Origin of the sequence: Citrobacter sp. Cf118, assembly GCF_030334095.1 — a bacterium.
Classification (GTDB): domain Bacteria; phylum Pseudomonadota; class Gammaproteobacteria; order Enterobacterales; family Enterobacteriaceae; genus Citrobacter; species Citrobacter freundii.
The window spans coordinates 143293-160277 of the sequence record NZ_JAOWES010000089.1; the positions used below are offsets into that span (position 1 = coordinate 143293).

The window sequence follows — 16985 nt, forward strand, 5'->3', positions numbered from 1 at the left end:
CGTGAGCACCTACCAACCGCCTTTTACCGTTACGCCATTGATCCTCAATCAAGTCATTGAGATTGGTGAGCTGATGGGGCATTGGGCGGCGATGGCGGGCAGGATATCTCCTCTTTTGCGCAAAGAGAACCGTATTCGTACTATCCAGGCTTCTTTAGCGATTGAGCATAATTCGTTGACGAAGGATCAGGTTACAGCCCTGATGGACGGTAAGCGTATTTTGGCTCCGGCTAAAGATATACAGGAAGTCAGAAATGCGATTCTGGCATATGAAAAAATGTCGGAGTGGAAAAGTGAAAAACTCTCCGATCTTTTACAGGCACATCAAGTCCTGATGATGGGGCTTGTCGATAACCCGGGCCAATTGCGATCTGGCAATGTCGGTGTTTACAGGGAAAAACAGCTGATTCATATGGCCCCGCCGGTCTCACAAGTTCTTCGCTTGATGAATGACTTACTGGACTGGTTAAAAACGACAGAACTTCACCCGCTTATCGCTGGTGCTGTATTCCATTATGAGTTCGAATTTATTCATCCTTTTGCCGACGGCAATGGACGGATGGGGCGATTGTGGCAGACATTAATCCTGAGTGAGTGGCGTTCAGAATTAGCCTGGTTGCCGGTGGAAACGCTGATCCACTACCAGCAGGATCGCTATTACCAGGTGCTAGGAGTGTGCGATCGGCAAAGCAGCTGCACGCCATTTATAGAATTTATTCTGGAAAACATTATCTCTGCTTTGCAAGAGGGATTAGGACAATCATCGACCCTGTCGGAAGAAATGTCGGAAGAAATGTCGGAAGAAATGCCGTCTGATTTACTGGATATGGAAAAGCGCATTCTACAGATTTTGTCGAACCAACCAGGCAGAACCGCCAAAAGTATTGCTGATGAGTGTGAAATCTCACCCCGAACAGTTGAACGCTATCTGAAAGCGTTGCAGCTAAAAGGTAAACTGCAACGTGTTGGTTCGACGAAAGGAGGGATGTGGCGGGTGCTGTAAATTTTATTTATCAGAGTATTGTGAGCCGTCAATCAGGCAACCCACATTGCAGTGTAGCCATAAAAATGAAGCAGGAATGGCTGTTGTAACGGTGGCCGCCAGGTATTTTTCTACCGCATCATGCTTCCCTTCACCTGCTATCAGCAACAAGATCTCTTTTGCATTCAGAATGTCCTTCAGCCCGAGCGTAATGCCGCGAGTTACAGGATTAGCGGCCGTTTTTAACATGTCATGATGGCGCGTTTTCTCATCAAGTACGCTGATATGGCAAAACGGTTCCAGTAACTCCGCGGGTTCATTCAACCCCAAATGGCCATTTTTGCCGATTCCGAGCAGACATAAATCGAGGCCGCCCCGGCTGGCAATAATCTCTGTGATGCGTTCGCATTCCTGCTCGTTAACATTTTCAGATTGAAAACCGACCAGCTGTTCTGCTCGTAAACCCAATGGTTGAACGATGTGTTGTTGCAGGAAATATTCGCACGTTGCTGGAGAGTTCAGGGGAATGCCAACCCACTCATCCAGTTTTACGAAAACTACCTGCTCAATATTGATCTGACGCTGGTTAATTTTCTCGACAAAGTAGCGATAGGTGAGAAGCGGCGTGCCTCCTGTTGCCAGACAGATGGTGGCATCAGGCTTCTTTTGAATCAGCGTAATTAACTGCTCGCTGGCGCGATCGCTCAATACGTCATAATTGTCGCAGTACTGGGTATATTGCATTTTTCGAGTCCTTTTGAAGGAGGATGTTGCAGGCCGCTTCATCCTCTTTTCGTTTAAAGAATGCCAAGTGCTGACGAGATAATTGACAGTACAAACGTTACGCCGATTAACAATACTGGATGTGCTTTTTTCACCCGCAAAAGGTAGTACATCAGCAGCGTGTAGCCCATCGGTAAAATATTCGGGAATACTTTATCGAAAAAATCCTGTTGTAACGCCACGCTGTGGGTACTGTCGATCGCGAAGGAAGTTACAACATTGATATGCACATAGGAGGCGATGAGCCCACCGATAACGGTTATCCCGAGGATCGTTGCTGAGCGGGCGATCATCTGCGAGTTTTCCCGCACTTTATCGATAGCCTTAACCCCGACCGAATAACCAACGTGCGTCCAGCCGACACGCAGAAAAAAGATCATCAAATAAACGGCGAAAAACAGAATTGGCCCCAGGATGTTCCCCTGACTGGCGAAAGAGGAGCAGATCCCCGCCATAATGGGCAGCAAGGTGAACCAGAAAATGGCATCACCGATCCCGGCGATGGGTCCGAACAACGCCACTTTCAAGCCCTTAATCGTGTCGCGATTTTCTCCCTTCTCTTCCATTGAGATTAGTAGTCCCATCAGGAAGCCAACCAGGTTTGGGTGGGTATTGATAAATTCCAAATGATCTTTCATCGCCGCGCTCAGACCGGCTTTATCATCTTTATAGATTTTTCTCAGGATCGGGAGCATCGCCCAGGTAAAACCTCCCGCCTGCATCCTCTCATAGTTAAAGCTGGCCTGAAGAAGGGATGATCGAAACCCCAGGCGAGTAATGTCTTTTTTACTGATTTCAGATCCCATTGCTGTAGTCCTCTTCTTCATTGTTCTTATTGGCGACAGGCTGAGGTTGAGCCTGCTGTTTGGCTTTCGCATTGAAAAACTCATATACGGCGAAGCCTGCGCCTAATACGGCGACGGGCAGAAGGTTATTAACCTGGATGTAGCAAACGAAAAGGAAGCCAGCAATCAGGTATGGAATGTACTGTGCTTTGAACATCACGCGGAGCAACAAACCAAAACCGACTGCGGGTAAAATGCCCCCGGCCACTTCAAATCCATGTGTTAACCAGGCGGGCATGGCTTTTACCAGTGACTGCATAGCACCTTGTGCCAGATACGTACACAGGAAGGCGATGATGGCGTAAGAAGAAGCAACAATCAGCGTTGTCAGCCAGTTCAGACGCGTAAATGCGCCTGTGTTTGCTTCTTTCGCACAATTATCGGCTTTTGCCATGAACAATGAGAAGGCTGAGTAAAAAAACAATATGACGTACTGCATCAAGAGGCTGAAAGGTAAGCCAAGACCGATAGCTGTTTTAGCATCCACACCGGTAGACCATGCGATTACCGTGGTCATTAAACCAGCCATGATTGGATTAGGTGGCTGTACACCACCTGCAGGTGTCAAACCGGCAAAAGCCAGTTCTGTCAGACCACCTGTTATCAGGCCAATATGAATATCGCCGAGAATAGCGCCGGTTAGCGTACATACAATGATTGGCCGGAATAAAAACAAGGCTTCCAGCCAAAAATCTATTCCAAGGAAGAAGACTAATGCAGCCAGGGATATACCCTGAAGTAGTGTTATTTCATGCATGTCGGATACCTCAAATAAATAAATCCTTTTATTATGAAAAATCTGATTTATTCCTTACTCAGGAATCTGTTCTTTTTGATCACCAGGGACATCCTGAATAAAAATATTAACGCCTTGTTTCTTAATAAACTGAAGATTTTCAAGATCCTGATCGTTAACATAAACTTTGCTACTGATTTGTTTTTTGCCTTCAGAAAAATGCATATTGCCTACGTTGACGTCGTTCAGCTTAATACCGCCTTCAAGCAATCTTCTTACCGTTTGTGGCGTCCGGCAAATCAGGAAGATTTTCTGATGTGGTGCGGCCTTACCGATAACGTTGATGGTTTTTTCTATGGAAAAAAAGCGGATGCCAAAACCGTAGGTTTCGGCAGTGATACCCATTAATTTTTGCTGAATCTCATCCTGAGCAACGTCATCATCAACAACGACTAACAAGTTAGCACCAATTGTTGATGTCCATGTCACGCCAACCTGCCCATGGACTAATCTGTTATCAATGCGGGTTAATAGAATATTTGGACTGCTCATATTTAAATCCTCACCATAAAAAGATTGAATGACATAGATTATTGAAATATATTATTGTTGCAGCATCAACTTCATAAATTTATTCAGCGTGATTTAAAAATCATACATCTATTTTATTTGAACAATGAGCACTACCTGATATTACGCAGATAGCACTCGTGAATAAAAATTGAAATCTAACGACGGTCACGATAATTCGCAGGTAGCCACCAATTTGTTTGCTGACCCGCATACAGTGATTTTGCTACGCACCACTTCTTTCATCGCATCCATACCGACCCGCATGTAATAGCGAGGATCGTTGCCCTGCGGATTCTCCGCAAACCACGCCTTGACCGCATCGGCAAAAGCGATTTTCAGTTCAGTAGCGACGTTAACTTTGCACACGCCAAGCTCGATCGTGCGGCGAACGTATTCGTCAGGAACATCGCTTGCGCCATGTAGAACCAGGGGAACGTCGACGACCTCACGAATTTCACCCAGTCGTTGGAAATCGATTTTGGGCGTTTTGGTATATAAACCGTGTGCTGTGCCGATGGCAACAGCAAGGCTATCTACGCCAGTACGCTCAACAAACCGTTTAGCTTCTTGTGGATCGGTGAGGAAGGCGCTTTCTGCATCCACGCTCATATCATCTTCTACGCCACCGAGGCGACCCAGCTCAGCTTCCACACTGCAATCTTTGGCATGGCAAAAATCCACAACGGATTTCACCAGCTTCACGTTTTCTTCAAACGGAAAGTGGCTGCCGTCGATCATTGCGCTGCGTACTCCTGCATTCACTTTACGACGGATATCGTCCAGCGACTCATGGTGATCGAGGTGCAGCGCCAGCGGTATACCGTAGCTGGTGGAATAAGCGCTGCACAGCGCGTAGATCTCTTCCAGCGCGATATGCTTAAAGGTGCCCGGTGTTCCGGCAAGGATCACCGGCGATTGCATTTCATAGCACACCTCAAGGATCGCCTGGATCGTCTCGGCGTTATGAATGTTAAAGGCGGGTACGGCATAACCCTTTTTTTGGGCATCCAGCAGGAGGTATTTCGTGGAAATAATGCTCATAAAACGATCCTTTTAGGCGTTCCAGGGATGAATAACAACGCCCTGTACAACGCGGTTCACAGTGCCGCTGGCAGAAGGCGTATCCGGTGTATTGCCGATATTGATGGATTGCGTCAAAGCAAAGACCTGGGCGTAGATCAGGAAGCAGAATGCCAATTCCATATCGATGAAAGAGCGTGCTGGTGGCAGCAGAATATGTGGGCCAGCTTCAATCGCCTCATGGGTTTGTGCGGCAATCGCGACAACCCGCAATGCCTGCCGATCGCGGCGTAACTCTGCCAGCAGATCGAGATCGTATTGACGTGTATAGGGATGGCTGGAAACAAAGACCACTACCAGCGTTTCGTTATCAACCAGCGACTTTGGACCGTGACGAAAGCCTGTAGGGGAGTCATAGAATGCGGCCAGTTTGCCTGCTGTCAGTTCCAGGACTTTCAGTGCCGATTCCCGCGCTGCTCCCTGTAATCCACCGCTACCGAGGTAAACGATCCGTTTCCAGGGTTCATTGCCAAATACGCCGTCGCTGAAATCACCCAGTGAAGTCAGAATCGCCTGGCACCGATCGGCCACGTCGCGGAAGGTCTGACTGTTGATTTTTTCCGGGGCGAATACTGCCAGGCAGCTGGCCATCATGGTGGTAATGCTGCTGGTCATGGCGAAACCACGGTCATGTGTCTCTGCGGGCATCAACAGAGCAAAGGCATTGTCGCTTGCGACTGCATTTTGATAGAGGCTACCTGCTTCGTTGCAGGTGATTGGCAGGTGATAGCACTCAGGTACAAACTGATTAGCCAGTTCCACTGCCGCAACACTTTCAGGGCTGTTTCCTGAGCGAGCGAAAGAAATGAGCAGCAGCGGATGTGCGGGATTCAGGTAATCCATCGGATTAGTGACCAGATCGGTGGTTGGCACAGCGCTGATGTTTTTACCGGTATAGCTTGCCAGCCAGGGGGCGATGATGTCGCCAATGAATGCTGATGTTCCGGCCCCAGTCAGTATGATCCGCAGATCGTTTTTGCGCAGTAATGGTGCGAGAAAGCTGTCAATGGCAGAGCGAATGTTGTCGATATTCGTAAGGGAACGGATCCAACTGGCAGGTTGTTGACGGATCTCTTCTTCGGTCCAGGTGCCCGTTACCGCGGTAACAGGGGTATAGGTTTCTGGCATAACTTAAGTCCTTAGTCTTGTAAATTCCACATAAGACGCTGGCAAGAATGTCGCTATCTTTCGTTTCGTTTCACTTGTTCATCTTGTCGATTGATTAAAATCTATATGAAAGAAATCGAAAGAGCAATGATCCAAAATGAAATAAAACGAAATTTGTGATCGTGAGAACGAAAGGGATGATTATCTTATTGATCTATAAGAAGTACGCTTGTTGTATGATGGTTAGGTATTTACTCAAGCGAAAGGAAAAGAAAGGCCTTGCGATCGAAGACCGCAGGCCAACACGAGAGAAAATGAAAGGTCAAAGGGGGAGAGCCTGACCCTGAATCCAGATCTGTTGTAAATGCAGCCCGCTATTAAGCGCGATCGCGTCGGCACGTTTTCCCACTGCTAACGATCCCAGGTGGCGATCGATACCCAACAGACGTGCGGGGTGGAGAGAGGCCATATGAATTGCCTCTTCTGCCGTTATCCCGGTGAGCTCGACCATATTACGTACGGCGGCATCAACCGAGAGCGTGCTACCAGCCAGACCACCGGAAGCGGTACGCACAATACCACTGTGCATTTCCACTTCCTCACCGCAGAGCGTATAGCGCCCGTCTGGCATTCCTGCAGCCTGCATGGCATCGGTGATCAGCACCAGCCTGTCTTTGGCGCAACAGCAGCAGAGCTTCATGGCCGCTGGGTGGACATGGTGTCCGTCAGCGATAAGTTCCAGCCAGGCGCGAGGGTTGGTTAACCCTGCGCCAACCATTCCTGGCTCCCGATGATGTAAGCCGGTCATACCGTTATAGCAGTGCACCAGTCCGTCAGCACCGGCGTCAAAGGCCGCGCGGGTTTGTTCCCAGGTAGCAGCGCTGTGTCCCAGCATCACCCGTACGTTGCGCTGCTTCAGATGTTCGATGGCCTGTAATGCACCGGGTTTTTCTGGTGCCAGCGCAACGACGCGCAATGTTTGCTGGGAAATCGAAATCAGTTCATCCAGTTCACTGAGTTCCAGTTCTCTGAAAAGCTCAGGCGGGTGCGCCCCTTTGTTCTGCGGCGTAAAGTACGGGCCTTCAAGATAACTGCCCAGCACCTGTGCGCCGGGCCCTCCGGAATGGTAACGATGGGCGATACGCTCAAGCGCCTTGCGAATATCTGGTAGTGGAGCGGTGACGGTAGTGGGTAGCCAGTTGGCTACCCCTTCACGTGCTTTGTGCATCGCCAGTTTGTCGAGCGTATCCGGTGCTTCATCCATCACATCGACGCCCGCACCGCCGTGCACGTGGATATCAATGTAAGCCGGACAAAGCAGCTCTGCATCGTGGACCATAACGCCAGAGGGGATTGGCTCTATTTCTGCAATGATGCCGTCTTCAATGTGTATTTGATGATCGTCCAGCCAGCCCCGTTCGGTCAGTAGACGTCTGGCGCGAAGTAGCTGTCTCATATCCCTTCCTCAACGGGCTTTTCCTCACGACAGCGTCCCAGTTCGTCCACCAGGCTAGTTAAACCACGATGCCCGCACTCCAGCGCCTGCAAGCGAAATGCTTCGCTGGTCAGGCCATCGCGCTCCAGCACCATTTCCAGCAGTAGTTGCAGATTAGTGCCAGTGATCACCTCGGTGCCTTGCCTTTGCATGGCCAGGGTGGAAGCGACGCGAAATGGTGTCCCGCCTAACAGGTCTGTCAGAAACACGATGTCTTGCTGCGCATCCAGTTCACTCACCGCCTGTTCAAGCTGCGATGTGAGTAAGGCGGTGGTTGAGGTTTCCGGAAAGTCGATGGCGATGAACTGTGATTGTTCACCCAGAATCTGTTTCATCGCTTTTTCCATTCCGCTGGCAAACCCGCCATGACCCGTCAAAATAATACCTAACATCTACAACCCCTTATGTTTACAGGAAGTGACAGAACTTACCTACGACGCCGAGCACCACGGTAATGGCGATAAGGCGCAGAGGACTCCAGCCACGGCGGACCAGCCAGAACATGGTTAATGTGTAGACCAGCGGTAAAAAAGCAGGCATCAGCTTGTCTATCACATCTGTTTGCAGTTTCACTACTGCATCGCCAGCAGTGATTTCCAGCGTAGTGCTCAGGCGAACATAGGTCGCTACCAGCGCGCCGATCACCGTCATCCCAACGATGGATGCCGCATGTCCAACCTTTTTGGTGTTAGCTTTAATCAGCGGGATGGCAGCAACGCCCATTCGATAAGCATAGTGTGCCAGCCCAAAGCGCAGACCAAGATGAACCACGTTGAACATAACAATAAAGACAACAGCGCCAAGAATAGAGCCCTGCAGCGCCAGACTGGCTCCGATACCGCCGCAAATAGGCAGTAACGTTAACCAGAACATGGCATCACCGATACCGCCAAGTGGCGCACCCACGGCAATCTTGGTGCTTTGAATACTGTTCACATCCTGCTTGGAGCGTTCCATCGCCAGGATAATCCCGATAACAAACGTGACCAGGAATGGGTGCGTGTTGAAGAAGCCCATATGGCCTTTCATCGAACGCGCCAGATCGCGCTTATTGGTGTGGATCTTTTTCAGGGCAGGTAACAGGCCGTACAGCCATCCTGATGCCTGCATACGTTCGTAGTTAAAAGAGGCCTGCAACAGCATTGAACGCCAGGCAACACGGTTGATATCTTTTTTCGTCAGCTCGGCACCGATATTCTGGTCTTCGTAGACGTTTTCATTGGTGCCGGACAGCAGCGTTTCTTCGGTTTCGGAAACGTTCGGCAGAGCCGTTTGATTAGATGCCATCTTCGAATTCCTCTTTTTGTGCTGCGGGAGCTGTAGGTTCAGGTGATTTACGCAGAAAATCGATCAGCGCCATTGCCAGTGCTGCGGCGGCGATTGCCAGCACAGGGAGTTTGAGCCAGGCTGCGGCGACAAAACCCAGGATGAAGTAGGGGATATAGACGTTTTTCATCATGATTTTCAGCAGTACGGCGAAGCCGATAGCTGGCATGATGCCGCCTGCCACGCCGAGGCCGTCAATCAGACGCGTCGGCAGAACATCTATCGCGGTTTTGGCATGTTCCGCGCCAAAGTAAATTGGCAGGAACGCGCATAAAAAGTAGAAGGTCCCCAGCGCGAGCAACGCCAGATAGTTGACCCGCTCAATCCCGGCTGTATCGGCATTCGCTGCCATGCGATCGCAGCGAGCCATCACCCCGGACATCACAGAGAACAGGAAGGTAATCCCCATCTGTACTGCTACGGCGAACGGTACCGCCACACCTACGGCAACTTCAGGTTTCACTCCGGTCGTTATGGCAAACGTGGTTCCCACGATAGTGCCGATAATCACGTTTGGCGGCTGAGCTCCTGCCAGTGGGGCCAGACCCATCCACACCAGTTCCAGCGTACCACCTGTTAAAATACCAGTATGCAGATCGCCCAGAATCAGGCCGACCAGCGGCCCGAGAACAACCGGGCGGTGCATGTGCGTTAACCCGTTGAACATATCCAGGCCTGCAATAAAGGCGAGAATACCCAACGCAAAAGCCTGCAACAGACTGATTTCCATTGTGAATCCCTCAGAGAAGTTTATAGAGGTCCTGGGCGGGTTCTGTTGGAACGCCCTGAACGAAGCATTCCACTCCAGCGGCTTTGAGCCCGTTGAACGCCGTAATATCGGCAGCGTCTACAGAAACCGTTTTGGCGATTTGTTGTTTGCCGTTGGCGTAGTGCATATTGCCAACGTTGATACGGTTAACAGGAACACCGCCTTCGACCAGACGGAAGAAATCCGCAGGCGATTTGCAGACCAGCAGAATTTTCTGGCGATCGGCGGCACGGTGAATATTGTCGATCACTTTTTGTAGTGACCAGAAGCGTACGGCGATCCCTTCTGCCAGTACCATTTCCATCAGGTTTTGCTGCACTGGATCTTCAGCCACCTCATCATTAGCGACCAGCACCAGGTTTGCCCCCGCAAACCCAACCCATTGCACACCAACCTGACCGTGAATCAGACGTTCATCAATGCGACTTAATACAATGTTTGGCATGGTATTTTTCTCTTTTTTGTTATGCGTTACGAGCTGGAGCACCCAGGCAGGCGCAGTGATATTGCTGCAGTATGTCCTGAATATGGTTAATGATGAGTTCTCGCGGCGTGGCGCTGAGATCTCCCTCGCGCACTTTTACGTACTGCAAGGGTAAATACTGGCTAATCAGCGGCAGTGGAATGGTGTCATCCGCCAGGTTACGTACCAGACGTTCGAATGCCTCATCAATCTGGCTGTCCGGCCAGTAGTAACGAACCCGATCGGAGTAGCTGTATCCGCGAGCCAGACGGCGTGCGTTGCCATCACCGTGATAGTGGCTCTGCCAGTACTCTGGTCGATCAAGCATTACGCTTTCCAGCACATGTCGCAGGCCTGAACAAGCTTTTGCAGGCAGTAATTCTTCTTCAATGGCGGCTAATGAAAACAGCGCTTCGCGCAGAGCGAAGGTCAGCGCAGGTCCCACTTTCAGAATAGCGAAGTGGTCTATCACCAGTTGACGCAAGGACTGTGGCGTTTGGTAATCGGTAGAGTGCGCTTCAAACACGAGTGTGTCGTAGTCTTCCACCATTTTGCTGAGTGCCACAGCTTTCTGTGGTTGATAATCAATGATGTGTGTGTGGTCGAATTCAACGCCAGGTTGCACCACCAGGGCGATAATACGCGGCCAGATACCTTCCAGACCGTGCTTTTCAAAGGCGTGATAGTGAGCCTGAAGCGTTGCGCGTGCGGCATAGGGCGTTGTTACCGCCAGGTCGGTTAACGTTTCGTGAGCGCCACCTGGAACCGGCACTTCTGTGCCAATCACATAGACCAGGTCAGACTCGCCAAAATGTGCCATACAGGTTTCTTCGGCGACTTTTGCCAGGCGTGCGGCGCGCTCAGCGACAATTTCATCCGTCAGTGGAACCGGGTCGTTAGCACAAGACATGCTGCAATCGAGGTGGATTTTTTTAAAGCCTGCGGCGACATAGCTCTTGATCAGATCGTCTGCATTGGCCATTGCCTGTTCCGCAGGCAGATTTTGCCAACGGTTTGGCCCGAGATGGTCTCCGCCGAGAATCAGCATATCCTGAGAAAAATCAAGCGAGTCGGCTAAACGGCAGACAAAACTGCGAAAATCGGCTGGTGTCATACCCGTATAGCCGCCAAACTGGTCAACCTGATTAGAGGTTGCTTCGATCAACAGCGGTGTATGGTTTGCATGGGCGTAGCGTATTGCGGCTTCCAATACGATTGGATGCGCGGAACAAACGGCATAAATCCCGTTTGCCTTCCCCCGTTTATGCTGCTCGACCATTTTAGTTAGATGTTTCACTTTCCTCTCCAGGTCAGATTACTGCGACATCAATCTTTCGTTTTGTTTCATTTAATACTGCATCATGGTGTTATAAAAATAAAACGAAAGATAATGGTTTTCCGATCTGTTTCACAAAAGAAACACAATGAAAGGTTTCAGCGTAAGTTCGTCCGGCTCTTCCCTGCTTGCGGGGCTTGCATTCGCGCAAAAGAAAGGCGTTAATAGACAAAACGAAATAAAACGAAAGGTTTAACTAAAGGATTTCTTATGAGTAACACCGAGTCCTCTGCAGACAAGCGCGTTATTGGCACCAGCGAAAGACGTGAGCAGATCATCCAGCGGTTACGGCAGCAGGGAAGCGTTCAGGTTAACGATCTTTCCTTATTTTTTGGCGTCTCCACGGTCACTATTCGCAACGACCTCGCCTTTCTGGAAAAGCAGGGGATTGCGGTACGTGCCTATGGCGGAGCGCTAATATGCGAGAGCAATGCGCCTGTTGTGGAGCCTTCTGTAGAAGATAAGAGTTCACTTAATACGGCAGTAAAACGCAGTATTGCCAGAGCCGCCGCAGAGTTAATTCAACCGGGACACCGCGTGATCCTTGACTCCGGCACCACGACCTATGAAATTGCCCGCCTGATGCGCCAGCATACTAATGTCATTGCTATGACCAACGGTATGAATGTCGCCAATGCGTTATTGGAAGCCGAAGGGGTTGAGCTGCTGATGACCGGCGGTCATTTGCGTCGTCAGTCACAATCGTTTTATGGCGATCAGGCTGAGCAGTCGCTACAAAATTATCACTTCGACATGCTGTTTCTTGGCGTTGATGCTATCGATTTAGAGCGTGGTGTTAGCACGCACAACGAAGATGAGGCGCGTCTCAACCGCCGGATGTGTGAAGTGGCTGAACGTATCATTGTCGTTACCGACTCGACGAAGTTTAACCGCTCCAGCCTGCATAAGATCATTGATACCCAGAGGATCCATACCATCATTGTTGATGAAGGCATCCCAGAGGAGAGCTTGCAGGAACTACGCCGCAGCGGTGTTGAAGTGATCATTGTTGAGTAGTCCCGCTCTAAAATTCAAAAATGTGATCCCTTTCAATTAAACAAAAACAAACCATAAGCGAGCTTTTTTAGTAGCTCGCTTTCGTTTTTTCGCATGCTTCCCGCCTCTTTCTCGCATCTTACCCATTTTGAGTCTTTTCATTTTTTCGGTTTTCTTCGTTTCGATTTGCTAAAACGAAAGAAAATAGTCAATTTTTGTTAAATTCAACGCTGGGCCAGTGCGCACAAATTCACCTTATTGCTTCTGATGTAATATATTCAAAAGAAAACGAAAGTGCTAAAGCGCTAAAACAAAACAACATGAATATTTGATGGAGCAATAGAAATGCTGGATAACTTAAGACGTCGCGAGCAAATAATTGATCTGCTATGCGATCAGGGTAGCGTTCGTGTCGAGCCACTGAGCGTCCATTTTGGTGTGTCATCGGTTACGATCCGCAACGACTTACGTTATCTGGAACAGAAGGGATGTGTCATGCGCTCCTACGGCGGGGCGGTTCTCAATCAGCACTTTGCCCTTGACCGGCCTTTGCAGGATAAGGACCGGCTGAATCGCGATGTGAAAACGCGTATTGCCGAAAAAGCGGCCAGCTTTGTGAAAGATGGTGACACGTTAATCCTCGATTCCGGTTCGACCACCACGCTCATTCCTCCTATGTTAAAAAATCGCCGCGATCTGGTGGTGATGACCAATGCGCTCAACATTGCATGGGAACTGGCGAATTTTGAGCGCGTAGACGTCATGATTCTGGGAGGGAATGTCAGGCAAAGCGTCTATTCATTGTATGGCCCTTCAGCAGAACACCAGCTTAGACAATACCGGTTTGATAAGCTTTTCTTAGGCGTTGACGGATTCTGCCTGGAAGCGGGTATTACCACGCCACATCCGGGAGAAGCACATCTGAATCAGGTAATGTGTGAAGTTGCGCAGGAGGTCACGGTGGTCGCTGACTCCAGCAAGTTTGGCCGCAAAAGTTTCTGTATGATTAGCGAAATCAGCGGGATTGACCGGGTGATTACCGACAGCGGGATCCCAGAAAATTATCACCGGACGTTAATCCAGCTTGGGGTGGATGTGGTGATTGCGGATGAATAACTGAAATTGCTGGCGAGATTCCCCCGCCAGCAGTTTTTTAGTGGGTCTGCGTACCCTGTTCAACCAGCAGCAATGCGGCACCGCGAACCCCGCTGGATGCGCCATGGATGGCCGGGAATACGCGGGCAGGTTCTAATCCCGGGAACAAATAACGTGACATGGCCTGCGGCAGCAACGTATAAATTTCTTCGATGTTGGAAATCCCACCGCCGAGAACAAAAGCATCGACATCCAGAATCAACTGCAATTGCGCCAGCGTACAACCCAACATATCAATCCATGCTTCTATGGTAGTAACGGCGCTGGCATTGCCATGACGATAATGCTCCAGCAGGGTCTCCATTTTGAGTTGTTCTCCGCTGAAGTGTTTGTGGAGCCACAGTAAACCGGGGCCGGATTGATAGCGTTCCAGACACCCTTGTAAGCCACAACCGCACTTCAGTTCCGGTAAATGATAACGACGCATAAACGTTGCCGGAAGCGGTAAATGGCCAAACTCACTGGCCATTCGGTTGCGACCCCTATACAGCTGACCGTCAATGACTAACCCTCCACCCATGCCGGTGCCAATAATGGCACCAAAAATTCTGGAGAACTGGCGAGCCTGCTGGGTATGGGCTTCCGAGAGCGCAAAGCAGCAGCAGTCATTGTCCAGCTCAACCGAACGATTGAGGCGGTTAGCTAAATCGTTCATCACCTGGCGTCCGGTCAGGCAGGGCACGTTAGATGACAGTAGTTTTCCGGTATGTCTGTCCATAAGACCGGGCATGCCGATGCCAATTTTTCCTTGCGTTCCTGTCGCCCAGTCGGCGGTATCAATAAGTGAAGTAAAGGTCGAAAGAAAGAGTTCATAATCCTGAACTGGCGTGGCAACGCGCTTACGCCAGCAAACCTGCATTTCCTTATCAAAAGCGACAATTTCAGTTTTGGTTCCACCAATATCAACACCGTAAAACATGCCTCATCTCCTCCGGCTTCACAGCGTAACCAGACTGTTTTCCTTGCGAGCGCGTTCTGCGGCAAAGACCATTAAGTGACTTTCCAGTGACTCATCCGGGCCAGAAAGGATCATATTTTGATCGTTGGCCATCACTGCATGGATAAAGCGATCCATCAGGTAGTAATCGCCACCACCATGTCCCCCCATCTGTGTTTGTGTTCCAGCGGCGATCTCCTCGATCTGATGCACTGTTTCTTTGTCTGTCAGGAAATCAAACACCCGGATCTGCTCGCCATCACCTTCCAGATAACCTCTGGTGCCAAACAGGCGCGTTTTTCGATCTTCCATTTTGGTAAATGCGGTCATGGTAAAGGTCACCGTCTGCTGGTGGGCAAAACGTAAGTTAACAACCTGATGATCCACCACATCATTATCACAACGATAAACGCAGCGACCATAAGGCCCATCGCGCAGCGCCTGGCGGACATTTTCTTCGCTGGGATCTGCAGTCAGCACCCGACGGAAGTGAGGAGTGCATTTGTGGTTTTCACCCAGATAAATTTTGCAGGCAGACCAGGGGCAGGTTGCTTCAACCTGACAATCAAGGCAGCGGTCGGCGGCGCCAGCAGGCTGATTCTCTTTCACAAAGTGGCTCAGGCTGCCAAATGATCCTACGTCCTTGCAGTTGTCGCCCATGATGTAGCGGATCCAGTCCAAATCATGACAGGATTTCTGCAATAACATAAATGACGATTCTGCTTCATTGCGCCAGTTACCACGTACAAACGAGTGCGCCTGATGCCAGTAACCTACGGGTTCGAGATGCTGCATGCTGACAATATCGCCAATTACGCCATCATCAAGCAGTGATTTCAGCTTTTGCGTATAGCGGGTGTACCGCAGGACGTGCGCGACGGCCAGTAATACGTTGTTGCGTTTAACCGCATCAATAATGATCCGGCAATCTTCTGGCGTAGGGGCGAGCGGTTTTTCCAGCAGAATGTGATAGCCGAGATTGGCAAACGCCACGGCAGGATCTTTGTGCATATTATCCTGCGTGCAAATAAGTACTACGTCGGCCATTTTGGGTTGGGCCGCAGCCTCTTGCCAGTCGCAAAATACGTTATTTGGGGCAATCTTATGCTGTGCGACAAACTGCTGGCGATACGCCTCTCTGGGCTCAGCAACGCCTACTACCTGCATTCTGTCTGGATGTTCAAGCGCATAGCGAGCATATATTTCTCCGCGCGCACCAGCTCCTACCACTAATACGGTCACTTTATTCGCACACATATAAACCTCTCATTTTTCACTTAGCCTGAATAACGGTCAGGCCAAATTTTCTTCATGTTTTTTATCAAACAAAAAGGCGGCTTCCAGATTAAATTTCACTTTGATAGATTCGCCGGGAAGAGGGGCCCAGTCGGGTGAGGAGTTAATACGTAAGATCATATGTTGCTCACCAATATCAAAATGCAGAAGGTCTTCGTTGCCCATCCTTTCTACGTTGGTAATGTGCGCATCGAACGCAGAGACGTCATGCTGCGAGGCTAACTGAATGGCCTCTGACCGGATGCCGAACCAGACGCTGGAGTGCGGATATTGCTCCAGTAGGTTACTCAAGCGTGTATTTAATGGCAGGATTAAATTATCAGCCAGGCGCAGACCACGAGTACCGGGTTCAATATCAAGCAGCATAATATTCATTGCCGGATTACCAATAAAACCAGCAACAAATTTATTCCTGGGGTGATGGTAGATATTTCCTGGGGTATCCACCTGCATAATACGACCGCCATTAAGAACGCAAATCCTGTCTCCCATCGTCATCGCTTCAATCTGATCGTGCGTGACGTACACCATGGTTGCGCTCACGCCTTCGTGACGCAGTTGTCGATGCAGTTCTGTCAGCCGCACGCGCATTGAAACACGCAGCTTTGCATCCAGGTTGGAAAGCGGCTCATCAAACAAAAAAACGTCTGGCTTACGCACGATGGCCCTGCCAACGGCAACGCGCTGACATTGACCGCCCGAAAGTTGGCCGGGCTTTTTATCGAGTAATGTCTCTATTTCCAGCTTGTGTGCAGCTTCCCGTACGCGGATATCAATCTCTTCTTTGCTCATTTTCCCTAACAGACTGAATGCCATATTTTTATAAATCGTCATGTGGGGATAGAGGGCATAATTCTGGAAGACCATGGCAACGCCTCGCTCCTTTGGTAGCAGGTCGTTGACGCACTTCTCTCCGATTGCGATATGACCATGAGTGATATCTTCCAGACCTGCAATCATGCGCAGCAGCGTTGATTTGGCGCAGCCTGATGGCCCGACAAACACCATGAATTCGCCATCGTGGATTTCAAGATCAACGCCATGGATCGCCTGGAAGCCATTGGGATAGACTTTGCTTACTGCCTGTAATTGAATACCTGACATAA

At 49.8% G+C, this 16985-nt stretch carries 18 protein-coding genes; 3 read left to right on the forward strand and 15 right to left on the reverse strand.

Going from position 1 to position 16985, the window contains the following annotated elements; translation table 11 throughout:
- Nucleotide 1: 1 nt before the first annotated feature.
- Nucleotides 2-1003 (forward strand): Fic family protein, encoded by a 1002-nt coding sequence (locus tag OGX67_RS24345; RefSeq protein WP_257651762.1) that lies wholly within the window; start codon nucleotides 2-4, stop codon nucleotides 1001-1003.
- Nucleotides 1004-1006: 3 nt separating this feature from the next.
- Here the strand turns inward: OGX67_RS24345 and OGX67_RS24350 are convergent, their stop codons facing one another.
- The 12 genes from OGX67_RS24350 to kbaZ all read right to left on the reverse strand — a co-directional run bounded on the left by OGX67_RS24350 (nucleotide 1007) and on the right by kbaZ (nucleotide 11456).
- Nucleotides 1007-1726: a galactosamine-6-phosphate isomerase gene (locus OGX67_RS24350; protein WP_138827960.1), complete on the reverse strand. Its 720-nt coding sequence runs from the start codon at nucleotides 1724-1726 to the stop codon at nucleotides 1007-1009.
- Nucleotides 1727-1779: 53 nt separating this feature from the next.
- Nucleotides 1780-2571, reverse strand: a complete 792-nt coding sequence (agaD, locus tag OGX67_RS24355; RefSeq protein WP_005131762.1) for a PTS galactosamine transporter subunit IID — start codon at nucleotides 2569-2571, stop codon at nucleotides 1780-1782.
- Nucleotides 2561-3367 carry a PTS galactosamine transporter subunit IIC gene (gene agaC, locus OGX67_RS24360; RefSeq protein ID WP_096889930.1) on the reverse strand — a complete coding sequence of 269 codons (807 nt, stop codon included), beginning with the start codon at nucleotides 3365-3367 and terminating at the stop codon, nucleotides 2561-2563. Before agaC ends, agaD begins: the two co-directional genes overlap by 11 nt.
- 54 nt (nucleotides 3368-3421) lie before the next feature.
- Nucleotides 3422-3898: a PTS galactosamine transporter subunit IIB gene (gene agaB / locus OGX67_RS24365; protein ID WP_049015903.1), complete on the reverse strand. Its 477-nt coding sequence runs from the start codon at nucleotides 3896-3898 to the stop codon at nucleotides 3422-3424.
- A 186-nt stretch (nucleotides 3899-4084) separates the two neighbouring features.
- A complete protein-coding gene (gene kbaY / locus OGX67_RS24370) occupies nucleotides 4085-4960 on the reverse strand; it encodes a tagatose-bisphosphate aldolase subunit KbaY (RefSeq protein WP_049015901.1) in 876 nt (291 codons plus the stop codon).
- A 12-nt stretch (nucleotides 4961-4972) separates the two neighbouring features.
- Nucleotides 4973-6127: an AgaS family sugar isomerase gene (locus OGX67_RS24375; protein ID WP_003839993.1), complete on the reverse strand. Its 1155-nt coding sequence runs from the start codon at nucleotides 6125-6127 to the stop codon at nucleotides 4973-4975.
- 301 nt (nucleotides 6128-6428) lie between these two features.
- Nucleotides 6429-7562 carry an N-acetylglucosamine-6-phosphate deacetylase gene (nagA, locus tag OGX67_RS24380; protein WP_257651761.1) on the reverse strand — a complete coding sequence of 378 codons (1134 nt, stop codon included), beginning with the start codon at nucleotides 7560-7562 and terminating at the stop codon, nucleotides 6429-6431.
- The gene (gene agaF, locus OGX67_RS24385) at nucleotides 7559-7993 is read right to left on the reverse strand and encodes a PTS galactosamine/N-acetylgalactosamine transporter subunit IIA (protein WP_003024930.1); all 435 of its coding nucleotides are present in this window, start codon (nucleotides 7991-7993) and stop codon (nucleotides 7559-7561) included. The genes nagA and agaF overlap by 4 nt, the downstream gene beginning before the upstream one ends.
- A gap of 16 nt (nucleotides 7994-8009) precedes the next feature.
- Nucleotides 8010-8888, reverse strand: a complete 879-nt coding sequence (gene agaE, locus OGX67_RS24390) for a PTS N-acetylgalactosamine transporter subunit IID (protein WP_003024929.1) — start codon at nucleotides 8886-8888, stop codon at nucleotides 8010-8012.
- Complete coding sequence (agaW, locus tag OGX67_RS24395; RefSeq protein WP_003839998.1) at nucleotides 8878-9657, reverse strand: PTS N-acetylgalactosamine transporter subunit IIC; 780 nt, start codon at nucleotides 9655-9657, stop codon at nucleotides 8878-8880. The genes agaE and agaW overlap by 11 nt, the downstream gene beginning before the upstream one ends.
- 10 nt (nucleotides 9658-9667) lie before the next feature.
- Nucleotides 9668-10141, reverse strand: a complete 474-nt coding sequence (gene agaV, locus OGX67_RS24400; protein ID WP_003024925.1) for a PTS N-acetylgalactosamine transporter subunit IIB — start codon at nucleotides 10139-10141, stop codon at nucleotides 9668-9670.
- Between the two features lie 19 nt (nucleotides 10142-10160).
- Complete coding sequence (gene kbaZ / locus OGX67_RS24405; protein ID WP_286527717.1) at nucleotides 10161-11456, reverse strand: tagatose-bisphosphate aldolase subunit KbaZ; 1296 nt, start codon at nucleotides 11454-11456, stop codon at nucleotides 10161-10163.
- Between the two features lie 249 nt (nucleotides 11457-11705).
- Here kbaZ and OGX67_RS24410 point away from each other — a divergent pair, with 249 nt between their 5' ends.
- A complete protein-coding gene (locus OGX67_RS24410; protein ID WP_003024922.1) occupies nucleotides 11706-12512 on the forward strand; it encodes a DeoR family transcriptional regulator in 807 nt (268 codons plus the stop codon).
- A gap of 324 nt (nucleotides 12513-12836) precedes the next feature.
- Nucleotides 12837-13607: a transcriptional repressor AgaR gene (agaR, locus tag OGX67_RS24415; protein ID WP_003024920.1), complete on the forward strand. Its 771-nt coding sequence runs from the start codon at nucleotides 12837-12839 to the stop codon at nucleotides 13605-13607.
- Nucleotides 13608-13644: 37 nt separating this feature from the next.
- On the opposite strand, the gene OGX67_RS24420 is transcribed toward agaR, so the two are convergent.
- The 3 genes from OGX67_RS24420 to OGX67_RS24430 are packed head-to-tail and all read right to left on the reverse strand — an operon-like array spanning nucleotide 13645 to nucleotide 16983.
- Nucleotides 13645-14565 (reverse strand): ROK family protein, encoded by a 921-nt coding sequence (locus OGX67_RS24420; protein ID WP_171858568.1) that lies wholly within the window; start codon nucleotides 14563-14565, stop codon nucleotides 13645-13647.
- Nucleotides 14566-14583: 18 nt separating this feature from the next.
- Entirely contained in the window at nucleotides 14584-15840 is a 1257-nt protein-coding gene (locus OGX67_RS24425) for a Gfo/Idh/MocA family protein (RefSeq protein ID WP_003840006.1), read from the reverse strand.
- A 36-nt stretch (nucleotides 15841-15876) separates the two neighbouring features.
- Nucleotides 15877-16983: an ABC transporter ATP-binding protein gene (locus OGX67_RS24430; protein ID WP_003024911.1), complete on the reverse strand. Its 1107-nt coding sequence runs from the start codon at nucleotides 16981-16983 to the stop codon at nucleotides 15877-15879.
- Nucleotides 16984-16985 lie beyond the last annotated feature (2 nt).

Excerpts from the sequence above, each read along its gene's own strand:
- OGX67_RS24350 (WP_138827960.1), bottom strand. The coding sequence starts at position 1,726 with ATGCAATATACCCAGTACTGCGACAATTATGACGTATTGAGCGATCGC.
- agaD (WP_005131762.1), bottom strand. The coding sequence starts at position 2,571 with ATGGGATCTGAAATCAGTAAAAAAGACATTACTCGCCTGGGGTTTCGA.
- agaC (WP_096889930.1), bottom strand. The coding sequence starts at position 3,367 with ATGCATGAAATAACACTACTTCAGGGTATATCCCTGGCTGCATTAGTC.
- agaB (WP_049015903.1), bottom strand. The coding sequence starts at position 3,898 with ATGAGCAGTCCAAATATTCTATTAACCCGCATTGATAACAGATTAGTC.
- kbaY (WP_049015901.1), bottom strand. The coding sequence starts at position 4,960 with ATGAGCATTATTTCCACGAAATACCTCCTGCTGGATGCCCAAAAAAAG.
- OGX67_RS24375 (WP_003839993.1), bottom strand. The coding sequence starts at position 6,127 with ATGCCAGAAACCTATACCCCTGTTACCGCGGTAACGGGCACCTGGACC.
- nagA (WP_257651761.1), bottom strand. The coding sequence starts at position 7,562 with ATGAGACAGCTACTTCGCGCCAGACGTCTACTGACCGAACGGGGCTGG.
- agaF (WP_003024930.1), bottom strand. The coding sequence starts at position 7,993 with ATGTTAGGTATTATTTTGACGGGTCATGGCGGGTTTGCCAGCGGAATG.
- agaE (WP_003024929.1), bottom strand. The coding sequence starts at position 8,888 with ATGGCATCTAATCAAACGGCTCTGCCGAACGTTTCCGAAACCGAAGAA.
- agaW (WP_003839998.1), bottom strand. The coding sequence starts at position 9,657 with ATGGAAATCAGTCTGTTGCAGGCTTTTGCGTTGGGTATTCTCGCCTTT.
- agaV (WP_003024925.1), bottom strand. The coding sequence starts at position 10,141 with ATGCCAAACATTGTATTAAGTCGCATTGATGAACGTCTGATTCACGGT.
- OGX67_RS24410 (WP_003024922.1), top strand. The coding sequence starts at position 11,706 with ATGAGTAACACCGAGTCCTCTGCAGACAAGCGCGTTATTGGCACCAGC.
- agaR (WP_003024920.1), top strand. The coding sequence starts at position 12,837 with ATGCTGGATAACTTAAGACGTCGCGAGCAAATAATTGATCTGCTATGC.
- OGX67_RS24420 (WP_171858568.1), bottom strand. The coding sequence starts at position 14,565 with ATGTTTTACGGTGTTGATATTGGTGGAACCAAAACTGAAATTGTCGCT.
- OGX67_RS24425 (WP_003840006.1), bottom strand. The coding sequence starts at position 15,840 with ATGTGTGCGAATAAAGTGACCGTATTAGTGGTAGGAGCTGGTGCGCGC.
- OGX67_RS24430 (WP_003024911.1), bottom strand. The coding sequence starts at position 16,983 with ATGTCAGGTATTCAATTACAGGCAGTAAGCAAAGTCTATCCCAATGGC.